This window comes from Streptomyces roseoverticillatus, from assembly GCF_000719265.1.
In the GTDB taxonomy this organism is placed as follows: domain Bacteria; phylum Actinomycetota; class Actinomycetes; order Streptomycetales; family Streptomycetaceae; genus Streptomyces; species Streptomyces roseoverticillatus.
This window is the reverse complement of sequence record NZ_JOFL01000014.1, coordinates 35,908-55,521: the sequence shown is the minus strand read 5'-3', so window position 1 is coordinate 55,521 and position 19,614 is coordinate 35,908. Positions and strand designations below refer to the sequence as shown.

At 70.0% G+C, this 19,614-nt stretch carries 19 protein-coding genes and 2 pseudogenes; 13 read left to right on the top strand and 8 right to left on the bottom strand.

Features of this window, described 5'->3' with window-relative positions; genetic code table 11:
* Positions 1–297: 297 nt before the first annotated feature.
* From IF61_RS0118225 to IF61_RS0118195, 6 genes are all read left to right on the top strand, one after another.
* Positions 298–1,917, top strand: coding sequence for an N-acyl-D-amino-acid deacylase family protein (locus tag IF61_RS0118225; RefSeq protein WP_030367484.1), 1,620 nt, complete (start codon positions 298–300; stop codon positions 1,915–1,917).
* Positions 1,918–1,993: 76 nt separating this feature from the next.
* Positions 1,994–3,205, top strand: a complete 1,212-nt coding sequence (locus IF61_RS0118220) for a pyridoxal phosphate-dependent aminotransferase (RefSeq protein WP_030367483.1) — start codon at positions 1,994–1,996, stop codon at positions 3,203–3,205.
* A 171-nt stretch (positions 3,206–3,376) separates the two neighbouring features.
* On the top strand, positions 3,377–3,799 hold the full coding sequence (locus tag IF61_RS0118215; RefSeq protein ID WP_030367482.1) for an SCO4983 family protein: 423 nt from the start codon (positions 3,377–3,379) through the stop codon (positions 3,797–3,799).
* Positions 3,800–3,929: 130 nt separating this feature from the next.
* Positions 3,930–4,085 carry a hypothetical protein gene (locus IF61_RS35915; protein ID WP_157848625.1) on the top strand — a complete coding sequence of 52 codons (156 nt, stop codon included), beginning with the start codon at positions 3,930–3,932 and terminating at the stop codon, positions 4,083–4,085.
* Positions 4,086–4,246: 161 nt separating this feature from the next.
* The gene (locus IF61_RS0118205; RefSeq protein WP_030367481.1) at positions 4,247–4,447 is read left to right on the top strand and encodes an SCO3870 family protein; all 201 of its coding nucleotides are present in this window, start codon (positions 4,247–4,249) and stop codon (positions 4,445–4,447) included.
* Positions 4,448–5,203: 756 nt separating this feature from the next.
* Entirely contained in the window at positions 5,204–5,926 is a 723-nt protein-coding gene (locus tag IF61_RS0118195; RefSeq protein WP_030367480.1) for a hypothetical protein, read from the top strand.
* 316 nt (positions 5,927–6,242) lie between these two features.
* Here the strand turns inward: IF61_RS0118195 and IF61_RS0118190 are convergent, their stop codons facing one another.
* Both IF61_RS0118190 and IF61_RS37035 read right to left on the bottom strand, forming a co-directional pair.
* Positions 6,243–7,292 carry a terpene synthase family protein gene (locus IF61_RS0118190; RefSeq protein ID WP_030367479.1) on the bottom strand — a complete coding sequence of 350 codons (1,050 nt, stop codon included), beginning with the start codon at positions 7,290–7,292 and terminating at the stop codon, positions 6,243–6,245.
* Between the two features lie 44 nt (positions 7,293–7,336).
* A pseudogene (locus IF61_RS37035) lies at positions 7,337–7,483 on the bottom strand (undecaprenyl diphosphate synthase family protein); the annotation flags it as partial.
* Positions 7,484–7,485: 2 nt separating this feature from the next.
* On the opposite strand from IF61_RS37035, the pseudogene IF61_RS0118185 reads away from it, so the two are divergent.
* Together IF61_RS0118185 and IF61_RS0118180 are read left to right on the top strand one after the other, a co-directional pair.
* Positions 7,486–8,118, top strand: a pseudogene (locus IF61_RS0118185) (XRE family transcriptional regulator); the annotation flags it as partial.
* 2 nt (positions 8,119–8,120) lie between these two features.
* Positions 8,121–8,591, top strand: coding sequence for an NUDIX domain-containing protein (locus tag IF61_RS0118180; protein WP_030367477.1), 471 nt, complete (start codon positions 8,121–8,123; stop codon positions 8,589–8,591).
* A 317-nt stretch (positions 8,592–8,908) separates the two neighbouring features.
* Here IF61_RS0118180 and IF61_RS0118175 read toward each other — a convergent pair whose 3' ends face one another.
* The 3 genes from IF61_RS0118175 to IF61_RS0118165 form a co-directional block, all read right to left on the bottom strand.
* Positions 8,909–9,442 carry an NUDIX domain-containing protein gene (locus tag IF61_RS0118175; protein ID WP_030367476.1) on the bottom strand — a complete coding sequence of 178 codons (534 nt, stop codon included), beginning with the start codon at positions 9,440–9,442 and terminating at the stop codon, positions 8,909–8,911.
* 233 nt (positions 9,443–9,675) lie between these two features.
* Entirely contained in the window at positions 9,676–10,338 is a 663-nt protein-coding gene (gene msrA, locus IF61_RS0118170) for a peptide-methionine (S)-S-oxide reductase MsrA (protein ID WP_030367475.1), read from the bottom strand.
* Positions 10,339–10,379: 41 nt separating this feature from the next.
* Positions 10,380–11,477: a membrane protein gene (locus IF61_RS0118165; RefSeq protein WP_030367474.1), complete on the bottom strand. Its 1,098-nt coding sequence runs from the start codon at positions 11,475–11,477 to the stop codon at positions 10,380–10,382.
* A 131-nt stretch (positions 11,478–11,608) separates the two neighbouring features.
* Here IF61_RS0118165 and IF61_RS0118160 point away from each other — a divergent pair, with 131 nt between their 5' ends.
* Positions 11,609–12,754: a cystathionine gamma-synthase gene (locus tag IF61_RS0118160; RefSeq protein WP_030367473.1), complete on the top strand. Its 1,146-nt coding sequence runs from the start codon at positions 11,609–11,611 to the stop codon at positions 12,752–12,754.
* 182 nt (positions 12,755–12,936) lie between these two features.
* Here the strand turns inward: IF61_RS0118160 and IF61_RS0118155 are convergent, their stop codons facing one another.
* Positions 12,937–13,437, bottom strand: a complete 501-nt coding sequence (locus IF61_RS0118155) for a MarR family winged helix-turn-helix transcriptional regulator (protein ID WP_030367472.1) — start codon at positions 13,435–13,437, stop codon at positions 12,937–12,939.
* 306 nt (positions 13,438–13,743) lie between these two features.
* Between IF61_RS0118155 and ilvA the strand changes: the two genes are divergently transcribed.
* The 3 genes from ilvA (at position 13,744) to IF61_RS0118140 (ending at position 17,231) form a co-directional block, all read left to right on the top strand.
* On the top strand, positions 13,744–15,015 hold the full coding sequence (gene ilvA / locus IF61_RS0118150; RefSeq protein WP_030367471.1) for a threonine ammonia-lyase: 1,272 nt from the start codon (positions 13,744–13,746) through the stop codon (positions 15,013–15,015).
* 327 nt (positions 15,016–15,342) lie between these two features.
* On the top strand, positions 15,343–16,374 hold the full coding sequence (locus tag IF61_RS0118145; RefSeq protein ID WP_030367470.1) for a daunorubicin resistance protein DrrA family ABC transporter ATP-binding protein: 1,032 nt from the start codon (positions 15,343–15,345) through the stop codon (positions 16,372–16,374).
* Positions 16,371–17,231, top strand: a complete 861-nt coding sequence (locus IF61_RS0118140) for an ABC transporter permease (protein ID WP_030367469.1) — start codon at positions 16,371–16,373, stop codon at positions 17,229–17,231. Before IF61_RS0118145 ends, IF61_RS0118140 begins: the two co-directional genes overlap by 4 nt.
* Positions 17,232–17,421: 190 nt before the next feature.
* On the opposite strand, the gene greA is transcribed toward IF61_RS0118140, so the two are convergent.
* Together greA and IF61_RS0118130 are read right to left on the bottom strand one after the other, a co-directional pair.
* The gene (gene greA, locus IF61_RS0118135) at positions 17,422–17,919 is read right to left on the bottom strand and encodes a transcription elongation factor GreA (protein ID WP_030367468.1); all 498 of its coding nucleotides are present in this window, start codon (positions 17,917–17,919) and stop codon (positions 17,422–17,424) included.
* A gap of 287 nt (positions 17,920–18,206) precedes the next feature.
* Positions 18,207–18,617: a DUF4307 domain-containing protein gene (locus IF61_RS0118130; protein WP_030367467.1), complete on the bottom strand. Its 411-nt coding sequence runs from the start codon at positions 18,615–18,617 to the stop codon at positions 18,207–18,209.
* Positions 18,618–18,743: 126 nt separating this feature from the next.
* Here IF61_RS0118130 and mca point away from each other — a divergent pair, with 126 nt between their 5' ends.
* The gene (gene mca / locus IF61_RS0118125; RefSeq protein WP_078660312.1) at positions 18,744–19,613 is read left to right on the top strand and encodes a mycothiol conjugate amidase Mca; all 870 of its coding nucleotides are present in this window, start codon (positions 18,744–18,746) and stop codon (positions 19,611–19,613) included.
* Position 19,614: the final 1 nt, after the last annotated feature.

Below are 19,614 nucleotides of genomic sequence, written 5' to 3'. Positions count from 1 at the left end.
GCCCGTCCCCGGCGGACATGAGAGGCGCAGCCTCTCAACACCCCCGCCGCGGCGGAATCCAGAGGCCGGCCCCTCCACACGCCCCCGCCGCCAGGCGTAACCTCCCGCCGCAACAGCGAGCAACCCCCACGGCGGAAACCGGCGGTGCCCGACCCGCCCCAGGCCCGTACAGCACCGCCGGACCGCCCCGCCGTGGCCGATCGCCACCCCGGCGGACATGAGAGGCGCAGCCTCTCGACAGCCCCACCGGACGTGCCCGGCGGTGCCGGACCGTCCTCGACTCCGGGAGCGCAATCAATGGACACCGTGTTCCGCGACGCTCGCGTCATCGACGGCTCCGGCGGGCCCTCCTACCGGGCCGACGTCGCCCTGGCCGGAGACCGGATCGCCGAGATCCGGCGCCCCGGTGCAGGCCCCCGCCCCACCGCCCGCCGCGTCGTGGAGGCGAACGGCCTCGCCCTCTCCCCCGGCTTCATCGACATGCACGCGCACAGCGACCTCGCCCTCCTGCGCGACCCCGCGCACACCGCGAAGGCCGCCCAGGGCGTCACCCTGGAGGTCATCGGCCAGGACGGCCTGTCGTACGCGCCGGTCGACGACCGCACCCTCGCCGCCGTCCGCGCCCAGATCGCGGGCTGGAACGGCGACGGTGCGGACATCGACTTCACCTGGCGGACCACCGGCGAGTACCTGGACCGCCTCGACCACGGCTTCGCCGGCGAGGGCATCGCCGTCAACGCCGCCTACCTCATCCCCCAGGGAACGCTCCGCGCGCTCGCCGTCGGCTGGGAGGACCGCCCGGCGACGCCGGCCGAGACCGAGCGCATGAAGCGGCTCGTCGCGGAGGGGCTGGCACAGGGCGCCGTCGGCCTGTCCTCCGGGCTCACGTACACACCCGGCATGTACGCGACGGACGCCGAGCTGACCGAGCTCTGCCGCGTCGTCGCGGCGTACAGCGGCTACTACTGCCCGCACCACCGTTCGTACGGGAAGGGGGCCCTCGCCGCGTACGAGGAGATGATCGCCCTGACCCGCCGCGCGGGCTGCGCCCTGCACCTGGCCCACGCCACCATGAACTTCGGGGTGAACGAAGGCCGCGCCCCCGAGCTGCTGGCCCTGCTCGACGCGGCGCTCGCCGCGGGCGCGGACATCTCCCTGGACACGTACCCGTACACCCCCGGCTGCACGACGCTCGCCGCGATGCTGCCGAGCTGGGCGGGCGAGGGCGGCCCGGAGTCGGTGCTGGCGCGCCTGCGCGACGACGCGACGGCCGGGCGCATCCGGTACGCGATGGAGACCGAGGGCGCGGACGGCTGCCACGGCGTGCCCATCGACTGGGAGGCGATCGAGGTGTCGGGCGTGGCCGATCCGGCCCTGGCCTCCGCCCACGTCGGCAGGACGATCGCCCGCGCGGCCCGCGAGCGCGGCGAGGAGCCGTGGGCGACGGCCCGCCGCCTGCTGATCGCGGACAGGCTGGGCACGGCGATCCTGCAGCACGTGGGTCACGAGGAGAACGTCCGCACGATCATGCGGCACCGCGTGCACACGGGCGGCAGCGACGGCATCCTGCAGGGCGCGAAGCCCCATCCGCGCGCTTACGGAACGTTCCCGCACTACCTCGGCCGGTACGTGCGCGAGCTCGGCGTGCTCTCCCTGGAGGAGTGCGTGGCGCATCTCACGTCCCGTCCCGCGGCCCGGCTGAGGCTCCCCGACCGGGGTCTCGTACGGGTCGGGCACCATGCGGACCTCGTCCTGTTCGATCCGGAGACGGTGGCCGCCGGTGCCACTTTCGAAGCCCCGCGAACCCTTCCGACCGGCATTCCTTATGTCCTGATTGCCGGACGCTTTGTGATGGAAGACGGCCGCCGCACGGACGTCCTCGCGGGCCGGACCGTCCGGCGCACCGCACGGCCGTGATCAGCGGCTTCGCGGCGGTGCCGGCGCCTCCGCAAACGGCGCGCGCCCCGTGTCGCGCCCCCGTATGGTGGCCGTCATGCAGGTGATCCAGTCAACGAAGCTCGCCAACGTCTGCTACGAAATCCGTGGCCCGGTGCTCGAGGAGGCCATGCGGCTGGAAGCGGCAGGTCACCGCATCCTCAAGCTCAACACGGGCAACCCGGCGATCTTCGGGTTCGAGTGCCCGCCGGAGATCCTCGAGGACATGCTGCGCAACGTCGGCGACGCGCACGGCTACGGCGACGCCAAGGGTCTCCTCTCCGCCCGCCGCGCGGTGGTGCAGCACTACGAGACGAAGGGCATCGAGCTGTCCGTCGAGGACGTCTACCTCGGCAACGGCGTCTCCGAGCTGATCCAGATGTCGATGCAGGCGCTGCTCGACGACGGCGACGAGGTCCTCGTCCCCGCGCCGGACTACCCGCTGTGGACGGCCTCGGTCTCCCTCGCCGGCGGCACCGCCGTGCACTACCGCTGCGACGAGCAGTCGGACTGGATGCCGGACCTCGCCGACATCGAGCGCAAGGTCACCGACCGCACCAAGGCCATCGTCATCATCAACCCGAACAACCCCACGGGTGCCGTCTACGACGACGAGATGCTGCGCGGCCTGACCGAGATCGCCCGCCGCCACAACCTGATCGTCTGCTCCGACGAGATCTACGACAAGATCCTCTACGACGGCGTCACGCACACTCCGACCGCCGCCATCGCCCCCGACCTGCTGACGCTCACCTTCAACGGCCTCTCCAAGTCCTACCGGGTGGCCGGCTACCGCAGCGGCTGGATGGCGGTCTGCGGCCCCAAGGCCCACGCCGACAGCTACATCGAGGGCCTGACGATCCTCGCCAACATGCGCCTGTGCGCCAACATGCCGGCGCAGTACGCGGTGGCCACGGCCCTCGGCGGCCGGCAGTCGATCAACGACCTGGTGCTGCCGGGCGGCCGGCTGCTGGAGCAGCGCGACGTCGCGCACGAGCTGCTGACGCAGATCCCGGGCGTGACCTGCGTAAAGCCGAAGGGCGCGCTGTACGCCTTCCCGCGCCTCGACCCCAAGGTCTACAAGATCAAGGACGACCGGCAGATGGTGCTGGACCTGCTCCGCGCCGAGAAGATCATGGTCGTCCACGGCACGGGCTTCAACTGGCCGGAGCCGGACCACTTCCGCCTGGTCACGCTGCCGAGCACCAAGGACCTGGCGGACGCGGTGACGCGCATCGGGAACTTCCTGGACGGCTACGGCCAGCCCTGAGCGGCCCGAGCGGCCCGAGCGACCCTGAGCGAGCCTGAGCGACCCGAGCAGCACAGAGCGGCCCCGATTGACCCTTCGGACCCAATCTGATCGAGTATCCCTGTAGACAGGACAACTTTAGACGCCGTCTAAGTTAGGATGGCCTTCTGAGGCATTCCCAGGAGGCCATCCATGTACGAGCCGATCCGGACGCAATCGGTCCACACCATGGCCGCACAGAGCTGCAGCATGCGCGGCCTGCACCGCTCCCGCGAGGAAGAGCTGGACATCCGGCTCGCGGGGCACCTCACCGCACTGCTGACCATGACCGACGAGCTCCGCGCCCTCACGCCGTCCCGCACCCTGGACGACGCGGCGGACCGGCTCGCCGACCGCATCACCCGCATGCGCGGCCACGCCCCGCTCCGCGCCACCCCCTCGGCGGAGCACAGCACCCCCGCCCGCATCACCGCCCTGCACCAGCGAGCCCACCAGCTGGCCGGCCAGGCCCTGGTCGTCGCGACGACCGTCGGCGACACGGCGGGCGAGACCCTCGCCGCGGAACGCCTGGCGGCGCACGCGGCGGCACTGGGCATCGCCGAGCCGGGCAACTAAAGGCGGCCGGCCCGACCAGGTTCCGCCCGGTCGGTCATCCGATGCGTCGGGCCGGATCCCCGCGCTGATCAACGGGCGCCGTGGCGGTCACGGACGGAAGCACCGGATGCGGCATGGCTAGCATGGCGGAATGAGCGACAACACGTCCGACGACTACAGCCCCGGCCCATCACCGGCCTCGCGGTCCGGGAAACCCATATCGCTGCGCACGCTCAGGCGCGCGACCCGATGGGAAACATTCGCCCTTCTCGTCGTGCTGCTCATCGTCGTCTTCGCCTTCGCCTAGAACTGCCCTGGTAGTCATACGCGGAGCCGGATGACGGGGGCCGCTTGAACCGGTGCCGCCACAAAGCGCCGCCACCGACCGGGGGTCAGCCGACCGGGCGTTGACGGCCCACCCGTAGAGTCGGTGGTGACCAGGTCGTTTCACCGTTGGGAGGACATGGAATGAAACAGGCCCCGTTCGGCGTCCTGTTCGCTGTGCTCACCGTGCTCGGAACTGCACTTGTATCCTTCGCGTTTCAGTTGCGCGCAGAAGGCTACGAACAGTACGTCCAGGACGTGACTTTTGTGGCCGGCACGGCGTACTTCACCGCGATCATGACCGTGGTGATGTGGGTGCGCGCTCGCCGGATGCCCTTGAGCTGAGTCCTTCGGCCACGGCGCAGGCGCCTCGGCAAGGGCCTGCCTGGTGGGTCCGGTCACTCAACTCACCTGGCACGCCCTATGCCGCCAGCGGCTCCGGGCCGTCGCCGCGCACCACCAGCTCCACAGCCGCCCGCATGGTCTCCACCGGCCACAAGCCGGGCCACGGCCGACCCGTCCGCCGGTCGAACCACTCGCTGCCGGACCCCACCCGGCCCACACCCTTCCTGAGAACTGGACTGGTACCAGGTGGGGTTCTCGCACGAACACACACCCAGGCGGGGCAACCGCCGCCGCAACGCAGCTCAGCGAAGTCTCGGGTGGTACCAGCCACGACGTAGTGATGGGGCATTTGAGCTGACTTGTCATGAGGGCTGTTAGATACGAGACAGGGTTCCTCCCAACTCGCGCCTCGGCGCCCCCATGAGGACACTGCTTCACCGGTTCCGGCACGGCCCTTCGGACATGCGCCTAGGCGCATCTCGTCGGTGCTCATCCCGCTTCTGTGCGGTTGCTGCCAGTGTTCTCGTCGGTCAGCGGCCGGATATCGGCGTCAAGCTTCATGAATCCTGCTGGCCGGATCGGCGATGCGCTACTCACCTTGTGGACTTGGCCGATTTACCTGCTGGTTGACGGAAGTCGCACGCGACAAGATTGGCTCGCTCGCCGAGGTTTTCACTAACTCTGGCCGGCGGTGCTACGCGTGGTCTTACGGCTCGATTCCGGGAGTCAAGAATCACAGGCAGAAAGGTGATCGGTATGCGTGAGACGAATTTCCACATCGACATCGTCATGCCGGAACAGACGGTCCTCGATCTGGAACACGGCGGGTACCATCTCTTCGGCTTCAAGGCGGTCACGACCTCCTCCCCCAACGGATCTCCGGTGGTGTGGATCAAGTCTCAGAAGTACTCCACACACACCACGATCAAGTGGAGCGAGCACTTCCAGGCGTATGCCTCAGTGTCTGACATCCAGCCGGGCTACGAGATCACGGGACGGAACGCCAAGGACATCACCCTGGGGCAGAAGTTCATCATCTACTCCAAGCATGCGATCGGCCGGGTCGAAGGTGGCGGCACCCCGGAAGTCATCAGCGCCATCAACGAAACAACGGAACGGTTCTCGACCGGAATCTCGCAAGCCCAGCCGGGCCAGGACCCTGCGCCCCTGTGCGCAGTTGACCTTCGCGGACTGCAATCAGTGGCGTTCGCTCCTAAGGAACGCGTGCTCCTGGCCTTCGCCACCAACCCCTTCAAGGTCGGAACGGTCACGGTGCAGATGTTCGGCCCCGGGGCTCTGATCGATATGGGGTTGGAGGACAACCGAAGGGTCGCTTTCGACATGGACAAGGGCTGGAGTGCCGAGGGGACCCCACCGTGGCTGCAGCTCGTGAAGTCGGGCGATCTGATCACCCCGCTGCTCATCTCTCACTCCATGGAACTGGCCGCCCAGGTCGAGGAGGTCAAGCTGCTGCCGTGAGTGGCCGAGCAGTGAACTGCTGAACAGCCTATAGGCGGGCCCCGTGTCAGGCCGGATACTTTCTGTCCTGACACGGGGCCTCGAACATGGAAACTTACCGGCTGTTTTGAGGTAGTCGATCATAAACTCCCACCGCTATGCCGGTCGAAGATGCCGGGCTGCATCAGATCGGCATCACCGTAAATAAGCTTGCTGAAACCAGCAGCCGCTGCGATGGGATCGGCCCGGCGGGGGAGTTCTGTCCGGCCGAGGCCGAGGTTAAGCGGCCAGTGATTGCGGGCCGTCCCCGCGCACGACATCCACCGCCGGAACGCGCCTACGGACGGATCCGGAGACGGTCACCGAGAAAGGTGGCACGGCCGCTGGTGGTACGGCCGTCCCAGACGTGGCCGCGGCCGCCGTAGCGGGGGCTGAAGAAGTGGTAGGGGACGTTGCCGGCGACGAAGTGGCCCAGGCCTTCGAGGTAGGCGTCGAGGCCCGGCCGACCGCCCCGGGGCCCGCTGCGGACGGCCTCGGTGACGTCGAGCAACTGCCGTTCGTGATCGGCGATGAGCCCGCACAGCCTGTCCGTCGCCTCCTGGAGGTCCAGGCCCTCGTGGAAGTGGAGAATGCCCAGCGCGTTGAAGGGCCACTGCCCCTCTCGGCACTCGCGGCCGAAGGAGAAGAGATCGTTGACCAACGCCGAGTGCAGCACTGCGAGTTCCCGTGCACGGCGCAGCTCAGGGCTGTCGAGGAGGTCGTCGGGCAGGTCCACGTCCAGGACGAAGTCGAGCATCGCTGTCCAGGGCCGAGCCCCGATGGCGTAGCCGCGCATCGGCAGGTACTCGTCGATGGTGAGGCGGCGGCCGGTCCGGTGGACTTCGTCGGCCATGGCTTCGCCCCTGACGTAGTCGTGTATCCCGGCGAGCACGCGCCAGCGCTGGCTCGGGCGCATGGGAGAGGTCAGACCGTTCCATGCCTCGGCCGCCATGACGGCCAGCGGGTCGTCGCCGGGCGGGGCGCCCCCGACGACCTGCAGGACGGCGGCCGTCACGGCGGCGGTGCGATCGGGCCGCAGGCCGCGCTGCATGTCGGTGAGCAGGTTGTCGCAGACCGACACGCAGATCGTCAGATCGGCCGAGCCGCGCACCCTGTCGGTGACGCCCCGCGGGTAGACCCAGCACGGCCAGTTGTCGTGGCGCATGGAGACGAAGACGTCGGTCCAGTCCGCGTCGAGGCCCATGCGGTGCAGGTGCTTCCTGGTCCAAGGGGTGGTCACGGCCCGGATGGACTCGTGGTCAGGGTGGAGTTCGGCCTTCAGGCCGGCCAGCAGCTCGGGCAGGAGCACGGTGCGGCCCAGGGCGTCGGTGCGCGGTGTGAGGAGCATGGCGATCCTCCTGAGGGTGGTCCCTGCCGGCGAGCTGCTCGTACTCAGTGGCCGTAACGGCGGTGCCGTGACGCGTAGGAGTCCAGTGCGCTGCGGAAGTCTTCCCGGCTGAAGGCTGGCCACGGGGCTTCGCAGAAGTAGTACTCGGCAACGGCCGCCTGCCACAGCAGGAAGCCGGACAGGCGCTGTTCAGGGGCGTGTGCCCCGTCGCGCGACGGCTGTTCAGGCGGCGGAGGTGTTAGGAGAAGACGTGCACGCACTTTGGCCGGCGCTCCGGCAGGCACGTGCCGCACGCGCCGTCAGTCCTGAACTGGTCACGCTCTACGACCAGCGCGCGGACGTTCCGGTATCCCGCTTCGCCGACCTGTTCGCCCAGGCCCGCGAGCACATCGACGTACTCGTCTATGCCGCGGTCTTCCTGCACGAGGCGTACCCCCGACTCAACGATCTCCTTCGTGAGCGGGCCGCTGAAGGATGCTCGATCCGGATCGCGCTGGGCGACGCCGACAGCGCGAACGTACGGCAGCGCGGTGAGGAAGAGCGGTTCGGCCACGGCATCGAGTCCCGGTGCCGGCTGGCGCTGATGCACTACCGGTCGTTGGTCGGGGTGCCCGGAATCGAGATCCGGACCCACGGGACGACGCTGTACAACTCCCTCTACCGGGCGGATGATCAACTACTGGTCAACGCTCACATCTGGGGAGCGAACGCGTTCGCGGCACCTGTCTGGCACCTCCGCCGCAGCGGCGCCGGAGGGATCTTCGACACGTACGCGCAGAGCTTCGACGCGGCGTGGGCGACAGCGACGCCCGTCCAGGAGGAGTGACCGTGTCCCGCACCGAGTACTACGACGACCCGGAGGCCCCCGAGCCCAACAGCATGGTCGTCGCCGCGTCCGCCGTCGTCACCGACGACCAGGGGCGCATCCTGCTGCAGCGGCGACGCGACAACGGTCTATGGGCCTTGCCCGGTGGCGGCATGGAGATGACCGACTCCCTCCCGGGCACAGCCGTGCGCGAGGTCAAAGAGGAGACCGGGCTGGACGTGGAGATCACGGGGATGGTCGGCACTTACACCGACCCGCGCCACGTGATCGCCTACTCCGACGGGGAGGTGCGGCGGCAGTTCAACGTCTGCTTCACCGCCCGCGTGACCGGCGGGAAGCTGGCGATCTCCGACGAGTCCACGGAGCTGCGGTTCGTCCGCCCCGGCGAGATCGCTGCTCTCCCGATGCACCACACCCAGCAGCTCCGCATCCGGCACTTCCTGGAGCACCGGGAGCGCCCCTACCTGGGGTGACGGGCCGCGATGTCAGTCCTCGACCGGCGCGATCCCCGTCGGGCACGAGCCGCCCCAGTTCGTCTCGAACGGGTCACTCAGCTTGACGCCCGTCCGTCGGCTGCATGCTGCCACGTGGCCTTGCACGCGGTTGGCTGCTGGGCGCGTCGACATGGCCGGCTTTGGTGAGAGGTCGATCGAAGTGAGCAGGAACCGGGCGCTCGATAGGGGTGTTCCCGAGCTCTTCGGTGGGGAGCTTCCAGCGGTGATGAATGAAACGTTGCTCAATGAGCCCAGATGGAGCGATCACCATTGCAGGCCCTGCAGTGATCCAATGCTCAGCGGATCGCTTCGTCCATGAGTACGTACAGCACGCCCACCAGGGATCCGCTGCTGACGATCTCCCGGCGGTCGATCATGCCGCGTACCTTGTCCAAGGGGACCCACTCGATCCGGTCAGACTCGTTCTTCTCGGTCGGCGGGCCGATGTACGTGGCGCTGTCGGCGCGGAACACGTAGTGCTGCGAGTCCGTGATCCCGTTCGCGGGCTCCGCGTACACCAGCGGTCTCACCGACTCGGGGCGCCAGCCCGTTTCTTCCTCGACCTCCCGGACGGCCGCTTCCTCGGGGGTCTCGCCCACCTCTATCAGACCCATGGGGAGTTCCCAGGCCCACGAGTCCGTGATGAACCGGTGCCGCCACATCATGAGGATCTCGCGCTGCTCGTTCACCACGGCCGCCACGGCGAGGTGCCGCAGCCGGACCACGTGGTGTTCCCACCGCCGGCCGTCCGGCTGTTCAACGTCGACCAGGCACAAGTTCACCCACTCGTTCGTATAGATCTGCCGCTCGCCATGGGTCTTCCACTGCATGCGAGTTGCCCTCCGTCGCCAACTGCACCCCAGCATCCCAGAGGGGTATCCCAAGTGGGTAAGTCCCGGTCGGCAGGGGAGTTGACGCACGGGCGTGCTGCCGTGAGTTCAGCGCTTCCGGAAGCGGGGCTCCGGCGTGTACGGGATTTAAGCCCTGAGGACGCTGTTCGCCGGATCCGGTCCCGCCAGCAGCGCCTCCAGCGTTGCCACCGCGCCCGCAGGCAGCGGTTCAGTCACTGGCCGTTAGCCTCGGCCACGCCGATCGGGCAGCTAACACCAGTCCCGCCGATCCCGCAGTAGCCGTTAATGTTGCGCGCAAGATACTGCTGGTGGTAGGGCTCCGCGTAGTAGAACGGGCCCGCCGGGAGGATTTCCGTGGTGATGGGGCCGTAGCCCGAGCCCGTCAGGACCTGCTGGTACGCCTCCCGGGAGGACTCCGCGGTCGACTGCTGGGCGGCGGAGTGGGTGTAGATCGCCGAGCGGTACTGCGTGCCGCGGTCGTTGCCCTGGCGGAAGCCCTGGGTGGGGTTGTGGGATTCCCAGAAGAGCTTCAGGAGGGTGGCGTAGGAGACGACTGCCGGGTCGAAGACCACGCGGACCACCTCCGTGTGGCCCGTCAGGCCGCTGCACACCTCCTCGTACGCCGGGTGCGGCGTGTGGCCGCCCTGGTAGCCGACGAGGGTGGTCCGGACGCCCTCCGTCTGCCAGAACTTGCGTTCCGCGCCCCAGAAGCAGCCGAGAGCGAAGTCCGCCACTTCCAGGCCCGCCGGGTAGGGGCCGCCCAGGGGCGTGCCCAGCACCGTGTGGCGTTCCTGGAGGGGGAATTCCGGTTCCGGGCGGCCCTTCAGGGCCTCTTCCGGGGTGGGGAGGCGGGGTTCTCGGGTGGGGAAGAGCATGTCAGGGCCTCCAAGGCGTCAAAGGCAAGCACGGCGCGGCTTTACAGCCAACGGTTCGCCGCTCCCGGCGATTCCCCGCCCGCCAGCGCCACCGCGCGGTACGCCGCGTACGCCGCGACCGGATCCGCCTCGTACGACCACGGCACCGCACCGATGTGGCCGTCCACCCGGCGCAGCTGCTCGATCGCCTCCGGGTAGCGCTCGGCGTTGACCAGGAACCAGACGAGCAGGTGGCGGACGTGCGGCAGGACGGGGTGGTCGGACGGGGCGTGGACGGCGGCGTACTGCGCCGCCTCGATCGCGCGGGTGATCACCTCGCTGCGGTACAGGCCCTGGACGACGTTCACGTCGGGCAGGTGGTCGTGGACGGCGAACAGCGGCAGCGCCGGCAGCAGGCTGCCCTTCGCCGCGCCCGCGGCCGCCCGCTGCGCGAAGGCGTCGGCCTGCTCGCGGGAGCCGTGCCACTTCGCGCTCCAGTAGCGCAGCGCGGCCAGGTGGGCGCCCATGTGCTGGGGGGCGCGGGCGGCGACCCGCTCCCACGCCGACTGGAACTCGGCGGCTCCCACGCCCATGCCGCGCGCCACGCCCAGCTCGACGATCAGCGGCACCACATCCTCCGGGGCCAGCCGGGCGGCCTCCGCGCAGACCGTACGGGCCTCCTCCAGGATCATGCGGTAGTCCTGCGAGGACGGGTCGCGCAGGGCCTGCTGGACCAGGAACTCGGCCTGCACGGCCGCGCCGCCCGCGTCCTCCGGGGCCACCACGCGCCAGTGCCGCAGCCACAGGCCGCCCGTGCCCGGTGCGCCGGCCAGCTCGCGGACCGCCGCGCCCGCCAGCGTCTGTACGCGCTGCCAGCGCTGCTCCGGGTCGTTCGTGCGGGAGAGCAGCTCGGCGGCGGGCTTCCAGTCCTGCGTGCGGCGGGCCTCCTCGACGGCGCCCAGCAGCTCGGGGTCGGGGCCGGGCAGGCGGACGTCCAGCTGCTCGGGCGGCAGGAAGCCGTGCGCGGCGGCCGCGTCGACCGGGCCGGGTCCGTGCGGTCCGCCGGCCAGCCCGGCGCGGGCCCGCCGGCGGCGCAGCGCGGGCCCGGCGAGGACGGCGCCGATCGCGACGACGGCCAGCATGATGAGCAGAAACTCCATGAGCGGTCCTGAACGTGGGTGGGGCAGCGTACGGCTATGTGAGGAACAACGCGCGGGATCCGCGGATCGTTCATCCTCCGGTTACAAGTGAACACGGGTGTTCGGGTGTGCGGAGTACTAGGCTCGGGAAAATGAGCGATCAGCATGCCTTCGAAACCCTGGCCATCCACGCCGGGCAGGAGCCGGACCCGCTGACCGGGGCCGTCGTGCCGCCGATCTACCAGGTGTCCACCTACAAGCAGGACGGGGTCGGCGGTCTGCGCGGCGGTTACGAGTACAGCCGCAGCGCCAACCCGACCCGTACCGCTCTTGAGGAGAACCTGGCGGCGCTGGAGGGCGGTGTCCGCGGCCTGGCGTTCGCGTCCGGCCTGGCCGCCGAGGACACCCTGCTGCGTACGCTCCTGGCGCCGGGTGACCACGTGGTCATCCCGAACGACGCCTACGGCGGCACCTTCCGCCTCTTCGCCAAGGTGATCAGCCGCTGGGGCGTGGAGTGGTCGGTCGCCGACACCTCCGACCCGGCCGCCGTGCGCGCGGCCCTGCGGCCCTCGACCAAGGCGATCTGGGTCGAGACCCCGTCGAACCCGCTGCTGGGCATCAGCGACATCGCCGCCCTCGCCGAGGTCGCGCACTCGGCCGGGGTCCGCCTGGTCATCGACAACACCTTCGCGAGCCCGTACCTGCAGCAGCCGCTCGCGCTCGGCGCGGACGTCGTCGTGCACTCCACGACCAAGTACATGGGCGGCCACTCCGACGTCGTGGGCGGCGCGCTGATCACCGCGGACGCGGGCCTCGCCGAGGAGCTCGCCTACCACCAGAACGCGATGGGCGCCGTCGCCGGCCCCTTCGACTCCTGGCTGACGCTGCGCGGCATCAAGACCCTCGCCGTGCGCATGGACCGGCACAGCGCCAACGCCGAGCGCGTGGCCGAGCTGCTCGTCTCCCACCCCAAGGTCACCCAGGTCTACTACCCGGGTCTGCCCGAGCACGCGCTGCACGAGGTCGCCGCCAAGCAGATGAAGTCCTTCGGCGGCATGGTGTCGTTCCGTGTGGCCGGCGGCCAGGAGCAGGCCGTCGAGATCTGCAACCGCACCGAGGTGTTCACCCTCGGCGAGTCCCTCGGCGGCGTGGAGTCGCTGATCGAGCACCCGGGCCTGATGACGCACGCGTCGACCGCCGGGTCCCAGCTGGAGGTCCCCGCGGACCTGGTCCGCCTGTCGGTGGGCATCGAGTCCGTCGACGATCTGCTGGCCGACCTCACGCAGGCGCTGGGCTAGTCGCCGGTCCTTCGCCGGTCCTTCGCTTTCCCCCTACGCCGGGCGGGCCGCATTACGCGGCCCGCCCGGCGCAGTGCGTTTCAGCGCGTTCTACGGTGCGCTCAGCGCGTTGCTCGATGCGTTGTTCGGCGCGTTACTCGGTGCGATGTTCAGTGCGTCCTTCGACGCGTTCTTCGGTGCGGTCACGCCGTCGGCGTCACCGGCGGCAGGGCGTTGTGCACCTCGGACAGCGCGGTGTTGAAGCGCGTGAGCAGCGAGCAGAACGCGTCCCGCTCGCCCTCGCTCCAGCCCTCCGTCACCAGCGCCATCAGCGCGCGCCGCGAGGCCCGCACCTCCTCCAGGCGCGCCTTGCCGCGCGGGGAGAGCTGGAGAACCACGGCACGGCCGTCCTCGGGGTGCGAGGTGCGCTTGACCAGGCCGGTGTCGACCAGCGGCGCCACCTGGCGGGTGACGGTCGAGGAGTCGATGCCCATGCCGGCGGCGAGCGCCTTGACGCCCATCGGGCCTTCCTGGTCGAGGCGGTTGAGCAGCAGATAAGCGGCGCGGTCCATCGAGTTGCGGACCTGTCCCACGCCGCCGAGCCGCGTCTGTTCGGCGCGGCGTGCGAAGACGGCAACCTGGTGCTGGAGCGCGTCGAGGACACCTGGGGCGATGTCGGTCGTCATGTCCGAAGGGGTGGGCATGGCCTGGGGCTCACTTCGTGCGTCGGGCAGGGAAGATTGGGGGACAGAGTACGCGGCCCGGAGGGCCCCTGGGCCGGTGGCGGACAATCCGCTGGAGCGGTGCCTGACAATCCGCTCGGTATGCATGGATATGCACTGCGATGCGCACCGGAATCGGCCGGACGATATGCGTCGGTCACGACGGTCGTTACGTAAGGTCGTTACGTAAACGAGCCGCAAGCGAGCCGAAACCGAGCCTCGGACCCACCGCGGGCCCGCTCACCGGAGCCGTGCGCGGGCCGCCCGCCCGGCTGCCACACTGGCCTCATGGCCGTACGCGCGGCGGACCGGCCCGGCCTGCCCGCTGCCCCCGCTGTCACCCTCGACGACGTCCTGCGCGCCCGGAAGGTCCTCGCGGGCGTCACCCGCGTCACGGCCCTGGAAGGCAGCCGCCACCTCTCCCGCCTGATCGGCGCCCCCGTCCGCCTCAAGTGCGAGAACCTCCAGCGGACCGGCTCCTTCAAGGTCCGCGGCGCGTACACCCGCATCGCCGGGCTCTCGCAGGGGGAGCGCGCGGCGGGGGTCGTGGCCGCCAGCGCGGGCAACCATGCGCAGGGCGTGGCCCTGGCAGCCGCGCTCCTGGGCGTGCGCGCCACGGTGTTCATGCCGGTGAGCGCGCCCCTGCCGAAGGTCGCCGCGACCCGCGCGTACGGCGCCGAGGTGCGCCTGCGGGGACAGGTCCTGGACGAGGCGCTGTCCGCCGCCCGGCAGTATGCCCGCGCGACGGGCGCCGTCTTCGTCCACCCCTTCGACCACCCGGACGTCATCGCCGGTCAGGGCACCGTCGGCCTGGAGATCCTCGAACAGTGCCCCGAGGCGCGCACGATCGTGGTGGCCATGGGCGGCGGCGGGCTCGCGGCCGGGATCGCGACCGCGGTCAAGGCGCTGCGGCCGGACGTCCGGATCGTGGGCGTGCAGGCTGCGGGCGCGGCCGCGTACCCGCCGTCGCTGGCCGCCGGGCACCCCGTGGCGGTCGCGGAGCCGGTGACGATGGCCGACGGCATCCGGGTGGGCCGCCCCGGGGACGTGCCCTTCGGCATCGTCCGGGAGCTGGTCGACGGGGTCTGTACGGTCTCCGAGGACGCCCTCGCCGGGGCGCTGCTGCTCTGCCTGGAGCGGGCCAAGATGGTCGTGGAGCCGGCAGGCGCGGGCCCGGTGGCGGCGCTGCTGGCCGATCCCGACTCGTTCGAGGGACCTCTCGTCGCCGTGTTGTCGGGCGGCAACGTCGACCCGCTGCTGCTGCAGCGCGTCCTGCGGCACGGGATGGCGGCGGCCGGCCGCTACCTGAGCCTGCGGCTGCGGCTGATCGACCGCCCCGGGGCGCTTGCCGCGCTCCTGGAAGTGCTCTCCGCCGCCGACGCCAACGTCCTGGACGTCGGCCACGTCCGCACCGACCCGAGGCTCGGCCTGGCCGAGGCGGAAGTGGAGCTGCACCTGGAGACGAAGGGGCCCGCGCACTGCGACGAGGTGTTCGCGGCCCTGCGGGAGGCGGGATACCGGGTGGCCGGATGGCCGGGTGAGAGTGCCGCCCCCATATGAAGCCCGACGCCCGTACGAGGCACAACGGCCATGCGAGGTCCGATGGCCGTACGAAGCCCGACGCCCGTACGAAGCCCGATGGCCGCACGAGGCCCGATGGCCGTACGAAGCCCGACGGCCATACGAGGCCCGACACCCGCACGAGCCCCGACGGCCGTACGAGCCCCGACACCCGCACGAGGACAGGGTGTTGCCCTTCCGCACCCTGCACGGATTGACCCGCATTGCCCGCGTTTCCCTGCACAAGCGGGGAACGGCATTCACAGGGCGAGATCGCACCACCGAACGTAAAATCAGGTAATACGTCATTCAGCGGGGAGAACTTCCATGCCAGGCGCCATTTACGCCGAAGGCCTGGTGAAGACCTTCGGCGACGTCAGAGCTCTGGACGGCGTCGATCTCGACGTACCGGAAGGAACCGTTCTAGGACTGCTCGGCCCCAACGGCGCCGGCAAGACCACGGCGGTACGCGTCCTCACCACGCTCATCAAACCCGACAGCGGCTCCGCCTCCGTGGCGGGCATCGACGTCCTCAGAAAGCCGGACGAGGTCCGGCGCTCCATCGGCCTCTCGGGGCAGTTCGCCGCCGTCGACGAATACCTGACGGGGCGTGAGAACCTGCGGATGGTCGGCCAGCTCTACCAGATGTCCGCCCGCGACGCGAAGGCGCGGGCCGACGAGCTGCTGGAGCGCTTCGACCTCGCCGACGCCGCCGACCGCATCGCCAAGACCTACTCCGGCGGCATGCGCCGCCGCCTCGACCTCGCCGCCGCCCTCGTCGTCAGCCCGCCCGTGATGTTCATGGACGAGCCCACCACCGGCCTCGACCCGCGCAACCGGCAGGGCCTGTGGGAGGTCATCCAGGAGCTGGTGGCCGGCGGCACCACCCTCCTGCTCACCACGCAGTACCTGGAGGAGGCCGACCACCTCGCGCACGACATCTGCGTGGTCGACCACGGCCGGGTCATCGCCCGCGGCACCTCCGACCAGCTCAAGGCCCGAACGGGCGGCGAGCGCGTCGAGGTCGTCGTGCGCAGCCCCGAGCACATCGCTCCGGCCGACGCGGTCCTGCGCGGCTTCGGCAAGGGCACGTCCTCGGTCGAGAAGCACACCCGCAGGGTGACCGTGCCGGTCTCCGGCGGCGCGAAGCTGCTCGCCGAGGTCATCCGGGAGCTCGACGGCCGCGGGATCGAGATCGACGACATCGCCCTGCGCCGCCCGACCCTGGACGACGTCTTCATCTCGCTCACCGGGCACGCCGCGGAGGCGGATGCCGACGAGACGGCGGGGACGGGAGGGACGGCGGGGACGGCCGAGCCGACCGAGGATCCCGGCGCGCAGCAGGAGGTCAGGTCATGAGCGTCATCGGAAGCCCCGCCTCCAGAGCCGCCGCCCTCCGCGTCCACGGCGGCATCGGCCGCTCCGTGCGCGACTCCCTCGTCGTCGCCAAGCGCAACCTGATCCGGATGATCCGCATCCCCGAGGTGGTCATCTTCGGGCTCATCCAGCCGATCATGTTCGTGGTGCTGTTCAGCTACGTCTTCGGCGGCTCGATCGCCGTCGGCGGCAACACGGACCCGGCCGCGTACCGCGAGTTCCTCATGGCGGGCATCTTCGCCCAGACGGTCACCTTCGCCACGGCCGGCGCCGGGGCGGGCATCGCCGACGACATGCACAAGGGGCTCATCGACCGCTTCCGGTCCCTGCCCATGGCCCGCGGCGCCGTCCTCACCGGCCGCACGCTCGCCGACCTGGTGCAGACGGCCCTCACCCTGGTCGTACTGGCGATCGTGGCGGTGATCGTCGGCTGGCGGATCCACGAAGGCGTCCTCAAGGCCATGGCGGGGTTCGCGCTGCTGCTCCTGCTCGGCTACGCCTTCTCCTGGATCGGCGCGCTGATCGGGCTGTCGGTGCGCACCCCGGAGGCGGCCACCTCGGGCGGGCTGATCTGGCTCTTCCCGCTCACCTTCATCTCCAACGCCTTCGTGCCCGCCGACAACATGCCGACGGTGCTGCGCACGATCGCGGAGTGGAACCCCTTCAGCGCCACGGTGCAGGCGGCGCGCGAGCTGTTCGGCAACCTGCCGGACGGCTATCCCGTGCCGGCGGCGTGGCCGATGCAGCACCCGGTGTGGGCGTCGCTGATCTGGTCGGTGCTGATCATTGCGCTGTTCCGGACGCTGGCGGTGCGGAAGTTCCGGTCGGCGACGGCCTGAGCATGGCGACGGCCTGAGCGCGGCGTGTCGCCCCGAGGGACACCCCCGAGCACGGCGAAGGCCCTCCCGCCCCCTTGAGAGGGGACGGGAGGGCCTTCGTGCGCCGCGTGCGACGCCCTGCGACACGTACCGCGCGACCCGGCCGTCGGTCAGCCGGTGAAGCAGTCAGCCCGTGAAGCTGGTCAGCTGGTCAGCCGGTGTACGGCTTGGCCTCCAGGATGCGGACCATGGCCTTCTTGCCGTTCGGCAGCTCGTACTGGGCGTCCTCGCCGATCTTCTTGCCGTTGACGCCGGAGCCCAGCGGGGACTGCGGCGAGTACGTCTCGATGTCCGAGCTGGCGTACTCGCGGGAGGCGAGGAGGAAGTCCAGGGTGTCGTCCACGTCGCCGTCGAAGGCGATGGTCACCACCATGCCGGGCGCGACGACGCCGGTGGCCGCCGGGGCCTCGCCGACCTTCGCGTTCTCCAGCAGCTGGGTGAGCTGGCGCACGCGGAGCTCCTGCTTGCCCTGCTCCTCCTTGGCCGCGTGGTACCCGCCGTTCTCTCGCAGGTCACCCTCCTCGCGGGCGGCCGCGATCTTGGTCGCGATCTCGGTGCGAGCGGGACCAGACAGGTACTCCAGCTCGGCCTTGAGCTGGTCGTACGCCTCCTGAGTCAGCCAGGTGACGTTGTCGCTGGTCTGGGTCACAGGTGCTCCTCGTCGGTACTGGGGAATGCTTGGGGATACATCGCGATAACAAATGAACGCCCTACTCAGAAGGGTGCACCTTCAAAGCGGGGCGAAACCACGAGCCTAACAATTGGGTCCGGAGAGGGGGAAGAAGTAAACGGGAGAAATCACGCAAGAATCGCGTCAATGCAGGTCAGGCAGGTGACTGCACTCCGTATCGGATCAGCTGCGGCGCGTGGCGCCCGGCCGACGGAACCCCTGCTTCAGCACGCCGGCGTTCGCCCGGGCCCGTCACCCGTCGCCCGTCAGCGCCCCGGCGTCGCCCGGCAGCCCTCAAGCTCCGTGGCCGCCGCGTGCTGCGTCGTCCGCATGACGACGAACTCGGTGAAGTGCTCCTCGCGGCGGTCCAGCGTGACGTCCTTGCGGCCGACCTCGGAGCCGTCGGCGCCGAGCGAGCGCAGCGTGCACACGCCGGTCTGGTCCTTGCCCTTGCGGATCTCCACGACGGCCTGCACGGTGTCGTCCGAGACCGGCTTCGAGCGGAGGAGCTGGCCGGTCACGTCCGACTTGGTGATGTAGTGGATCCCGGACCAGGCGATCACGCCGAGCAGTCCGGCGCCCAGCACCGCGCCGACGACCTTGAGCTTGCGGTCCGCGCGCGTGTCCGCCGAGCGGCCGTAGCGACCGTCGGGCAGCCCTTCGCGTGCCGCAGCCATGATCTTTCCTCCGGGTCGGTGCCGCTCGGGAGAACAGGAATGAAACGCCCTCCCGCTTCGGTCACTATAGGAGGCGCCCCGACACACCGATAAGACGGGCCATGACCAGTGACTGAGGATCGAGCCTTGACTGAGCAGCTGCGACTGATGGCCGTGCATGCCCACCCCGACGACGAGTCGAGCAAGGGCGCGGCCACGATGGCCAAGTACGTGTCCGAGGGGGTGGACGTGCTGGTGGCCACCTGCACGGGCGGCGAGCGCGGCTCCATCCTCAACCCCAAGCTCCAGGGCGACCCCTACATCGAGGAGCACATCCACGAGGTCCGCGCCAAGGAGATGGCCGAGGCGCGCGACATCCTGGGCGTCAAGCAGGAGTGGCTGGGCTTCGTCGACTCCGGTCTGCCGGAGGGCGACCCGCTGCCGCCGCTGCCGGAGGGCTGCTTCGCCCTGCAGAACGTCGAAGAAGCGGCGGAGGCGCTGGTGCGGCTCATCCGCGAGTTCCGTCCGCACGTGGTCACCACGTACGACGAGAACGGCGGCTACCCGCACCCCGACCACATCATGACGCACAAGATCTCGATGGTGGCCTTCGAGGCGGCCGGCGACGCGTCCCGCTACCCCGAGGCCGGCGAGCCGTGGCAGCCGCAGAAGCTCTACTACAACCAGGGCTTCAACCGGCCGCGCACCCAGGCGCTGCACGACGCGCTGCTGGAGCGCGGCATGGAATCCCCGTACGGGGAGTGGCTGGAGCGCTGGCACACCATGGGCCGCGAGCGCACCCTGACCACGTACGTGCCCTGCGGCGACTTCTTCGAGATCCGCGACAAGGCGCTGATCGCGCACGCCACGCAGATCGACCCGGACGGCGGCTGGTTCCGCGTGCCGCTGGACCTCCAGCGGGAGATCTGGCCGACGGAGGAGTACGAGCTGGCGAAGTCTCTCGTCGGCACGTCCCTCCCCGAGGACGACCTCTTCGCGGGCATCCGCAACAATTGAC

What these genes read in the sequence shown, in the direction of transcription:
- IF61_RS0118195 (WP_030367480.1), top strand. Translation starts at nt 5,204, where the DNA reads ATGCGTGAGACGAATTTCCACATCGACATCGTCATGCCGGAACAGACG.
- IF61_RS35915 (WP_157848625.1), top strand. Translation starts at nt 3,930, where the DNA reads ATGAGCGACAACACGTCCGACGACTACAGCCCCGGCCCATCACCGGCC.
- IF61_RS0118165 (WP_030367474.1), bottom strand. Translation starts at nt 11,477, where the DNA reads ATGGAGTTTCTGCTCATCATGCTGGCCGTCGTCGCGATCGGCGCCGTC.
- IF61_RS0118175 (WP_030367476.1), bottom strand. Translation starts at nt 9,442, where the DNA reads ATGCAGTGGAAGACCCATGGCGAGCGGCAGATCTATACGAACGAGTGG.
- IF61_RS0118215 (WP_030367482.1), top strand. Translation starts at nt 3,377, where the DNA reads ATGTACGAGCCGATCCGGACGCAATCGGTCCACACCATGGCCGCACAG.
- IF61_RS0118190 (WP_030367479.1), bottom strand. Translation starts at nt 7,292, where the DNA reads ATGCTCCTCACACCGCGCACCGACGCCCTGGGCCGCACCGTGCTCCTG.
- IF61_RS0118140 (WP_030367469.1), top strand. Translation starts at nt 16,371, where the DNA reads ATGAGCGTCATCGGAAGCCCCGCCTCCAGAGCCGCCGCCCTCCGCGTC.
- IF61_RS0118160 (WP_030367473.1), top strand. Translation starts at nt 11,609, where the DNA reads ATGAGCGATCAGCATGCCTTCGAAACCCTGGCCATCCACGCCGGGCAG.
- IF61_RS0118145 (WP_030367470.1), top strand. Translation starts at nt 15,343, where the DNA reads ATGCCAGGCGCCATTTACGCCGAAGGCCTGGTGAAGACCTTCGGCGAC.
- msrA (WP_030367475.1), bottom strand. Translation starts at nt 10,338, where the DNA reads ATGCTCTTCCCCACCCGAGAACCCCGCCTCCCCACCCCGGAAGAGGCC.
- ilvA (WP_030367471.1), top strand. Translation starts at nt 13,744, where the DNA reads ATGGCCGTACGCGCGGCGGACCGGCCCGGCCTGCCCGCTGCCCCCGCT.
- IF61_RS0118130 (WP_030367467.1), bottom strand. Translation starts at nt 18,617, where the DNA reads ATGGCTGCGGCACGCGAAGGGCTGCCCGACGGTCGCTACGGCCGCTCG.
- IF61_RS0118155 (WP_030367472.1), bottom strand. Translation starts at nt 13,437, where the DNA reads ATGCCCACCCCTTCGGACATGACGACCGACATCGCCCCAGGTGTCCTC.
- IF61_RS0118225 (WP_030367484.1), top strand. Translation starts at nt 298, where the DNA reads ATGGACACCGTGTTCCGCGACGCTCGCGTCATCGACGGCTCCGGCGGG.
- IF61_RS0118220 (WP_030367483.1), top strand. Translation starts at nt 1,994, where the DNA reads ATGCAGGTGATCCAGTCAACGAAGCTCGCCAACGTCTGCTACGAAATC.
- IF61_RS0118205 (WP_030367481.1), top strand. Translation starts at nt 4,247, where the DNA reads ATGAAACAGGCCCCGTTCGGCGTCCTGTTCGCTGTGCTCACCGTGCTC.